The sequence below is a fragment of the Butyricicoccus sp. genome (assembly GCF_050872565.1).
Taxonomy (GTDB): domain Bacteria; phylum Bacillota; class Clostridia; order Oscillospirales; family Butyricicoccaceae; genus Butyricicoccus_A.
On record NZ_JBNMHC010000341.1, the window covers coordinates 1 to 2,400 of the forward strand.

Below are 2,400 nucleotides of genomic sequence, written 5' to 3' on the forward strand. Positions count from 1 at the left end.
GACAACAGTTTAGTCACTGTCGCTGTCTGCTGCATAAAATCAATCTCTCCTTTCTTCGAGAGGACGAAATGTTTGTAAAATTTCCTTGGCGCAGCCAATGCCATCCACAGCGGCACTCATAATGCCGCCCGCATAGCCTGCGCCCTCACCGCACGGAATCAGACCGACGAGCTGCACGCTATGTCGATTGTCATGCCGCGTGATGCGAACCGGCGAGCTTGTACGGGTCTCCGGTGCGGTCAAAAGCGCATCCGGTGCGTCAAATCCGCGAATTTTTCTGCCAAACTGCCGCAGTCCTACCTGCATGTGCTGGATCACAAACTCCGGCAACACACCCGCCAGTGAGGTATATTGTACACCAATTGGGTAGGTCGGTGCAACCCGGCCATGCTTACGGGAAGGCTTTCCGGCCAAAAAATCACCGACTTTCTGGCACGGCGCACGGTAACCGCCAGTCAACGCAAAGGCCTTTCGCTCGATTTCTCGCTGAAATGCCACGCCGCCCAAAGCATCCGCAGTCGGGAAATCCGAAGGATTGACCGAGACGACAATGGCTGCATTGGCGTTGCGTCCATCTCGCGCATGATAGCTCATGCCGTTCGTCACAATAGAATCCGGTTCGCTCTGCGCCGCAACAACATGGCCGCCCGGACACATGCAAAACGAATAACAGGCGCGTCCATTCTCTCGATGTGACAGCGTATATTCTGCCGGCGGCAGAGCAGGATGTCCTGCCAGCTTGCCATACAAGCTGGCATTCAAGTCCTCTTGCAGGTGTTCAATACGCGCACCGACGGAAAACGGCTTTGGCTCCAGATACACACCGCTGTGCAGCAGCTGTTCAAAGGTGTCGCGTGCACTGTGGCCAATCGCCAAAATTAACCGCTCGCAAGCAATCTCCTGTCCATCAATCACTGCGGCCGTGAGTGCGCCATCATGACTGCGCACGCCAGTCAAAGTACAGCCGAACTGAACCTCTCCGCCTAAGCGAATGATTTCTTCGCGCATAGAGCGCACCACACGTTTGAGAATATCTGTGCCAATATGTGGCTTCGCTTGATACAAAATTTCTTTTGGCGCGCCATGCTCGACAAATGTCCGCAAAACCCACTCACTCATCGGATCGTTAATGCGCGTGGTCAATTTGCCATCAGAATATGCGCCCGCACCACCTTCGCCAAACTGAATATTGCTGGCCGGATCAAAAACGCCGCCAGAAAAAAAGGCATCAACCGCGCGGTCACGGCTGTCTATCGCCTGTCCGCGCTCAAAAACACGCGGACGATAGCCATTCTTTGCCAAGACATAAGCGGCAAACAAGCCGCCGGGGCCAAATCCTACAACAATCGGGCGATGTGTCAGCTGTTCCGTGCCGGTTGGAACCGGTTTCTGCGCCGGTGTTTTGAGTCGGACATCCGGCTTTCCCACGCGGTCAATCACTGCTTGTTCTTGAGTCGGTTCCGCTAAATCAAGCAAAACAGACAGAACACGAGTAATTTTTCCGCGCCGCGCATCAATAGATGAGCGATAAATATGTGCACCGCGAAGCTCTCGCATAGAAAGCCCGCATTTTTTTGCCGCTGCTTCTAAGGCATCTGCATCCGCAGCCTCCAGCGGCAGTCTGATATTTCCAACTAAAATTGACATATACTATTCCTTATGATTTCCATGGATATGAAACATGTAACTTCCTTGCGTCGCTTATTATACCGCAAGATGCGGGAAAAGTAAAATATAAAAAGGGCTAAAAACTCCCAGCAGACCTTTTCTGCTGGGAGTCAATGATTTTATTCCTGCTCTTCCTTTTCGTCCTCTGCCTCACCGTTTTCCAATGCAAGCTGATGCATGATAAACTGGCGAGCGGTACGCGGGGAGCGGCCGCCTCTGCGCGTTGCAAAGCGCTCTGCGAGCAGATGCAGCTTGTCCAAATCTAGTGTGAGACCATAATCTTCGGCAAGCTGTTCAACAATGGACAGATATTCGTTCTTCACCGGCTTGGAGAACGTAATCTGAATGCCAAAGCGGTCAGACAGAGATGCTGCGGACTCCATCGCATCACGACGATGAATATCGTCGCCCTCGCGCTCGGAGAATTTCTCACGGATAATATGTCTGCGGTTAGATGTTGCATAGATAACCAGATTGTTCGGCTTGCCGGCAACGCCGCCCTCGATAAAGGCTTTCAGCGCGACAAAACGCTCATCTTCTGAATTGAAGGTCAAGTCATCCAAGAACAAGATAAACTTGAACGGGCTGTGTGTAATGCGTTCACAAATCATCGGGAATGCCTGAATTTCCGACATCGGCATCTCAATAATCTTCAAGCCGCGGTCTGCATATTCATTGGCAATTGCCTTGACGGTAGACGATTTGCCGCAGCCCTTATCGCCATACAGCAGA

2 protein-coding genes are annotated in these 2,400 nt (G+C 52.1%); both read right to left on the reverse strand.

Annotated elements, in window-relative coordinates; translation table 11 throughout:
* Positions 1-39: 39 nt before the first annotated feature.
* A complete protein-coding gene (locus tag ACR0P9_RS11065) occupies positions 40-1,647 on the reverse strand; it encodes an NAD(P)/FAD-dependent oxidoreductase (RefSeq protein WP_432620121.1) in 1,608 nt (535 codons plus the stop codon).
* Positions 1,648-1,787: 140 nt separating this feature from the next.
* The coding region (locus ACR0P9_RS11070) for a DUF815 domain-containing protein (protein ID WP_432620122.1) at positions 1,788-2,400 on the reverse strand (613 nt) is incomplete at its 5' end.

Bases quoted from the DNA above. Each gene is read 5' to 3' on its own strand.
- ACR0P9_RS11065 (WP_432620121.1), bottom strand. From the start codon at position 1,647: ATGTCAATTTTAGTTGGAAATATCAGACTGCCGCTGGAGGCTGCGGAT.